A 575-nucleotide genomic window follows, 5' to 3' on the forward strand; every position below is an offset into this window, starting at 1 on the left:
GGCAAGCTCCGTTCAGGCTTCCTGGCAAACCTCATGGATCAGGACCAAGCCATCAAGGGGCTGACGGTGTCTGCAACACCCAGCGCGCTTGATACCGCCGCGGTTTTCTACGCGAATGTTGCGGCTCAAGGTGACGCAAAAAAAGTCTGGCGCCTTGCACAGTCGACGGAGTGGGTCCGATACCGGTACGGCTCCACACCCGAGGTTCGGTATCTGACGCTCATGATCGGCCAAGGTGACAAGATTAGAGGAGCGGCTGTATGCGGAATCCGGTTCAAGAATGCGCTGGATGGGCCCGTAGTCAAGCTGACGATCAGTGAACTCGTCGGACGCGACAATGCCGCCTGTCGCGAGGTGATAGGAGGCATAGTTAGCTTGGCGGCGGCGTGCGGGGCTCCTTATGTTCAGGCGAAATCGGCCGGAGCGGGATTGGGCTCGGTGCTTCTGTCCGCAGGCTTCCTTCCGTATCGCAGAACACCCCTCATTTCGCGAACACTCGACGCGAGTTGTCATCGCGCCAATCCCTTGGCGAAAAGCGGATGGGCGCTGTTCGGTGGCGCTTTCGATACGATCTA

The 575-nt window shown here is 59.1% G+C and carries 1 protein-coding gene; it reads left to right on the forward strand.

What is annotated here, in order from left to right:
- Positions 1-33: 33 nt before the first annotated feature.
- Positions 34-575: hypothetical protein (locus tag T281_RS17200; RefSeq protein ID WP_155955335.1), on the forward strand; the 542-nt coding region annotated here is incomplete at its 3' end.

It is taken from the genome of Rhodomicrobium udaipurense JA643 (assembly GCF_000636015.1).
GTDB classification, from domain to species: domain Bacteria; phylum Pseudomonadota; class Alphaproteobacteria; order Rhizobiales; family Rhodomicrobiaceae; genus Rhodomicrobium; species Rhodomicrobium udaipurense.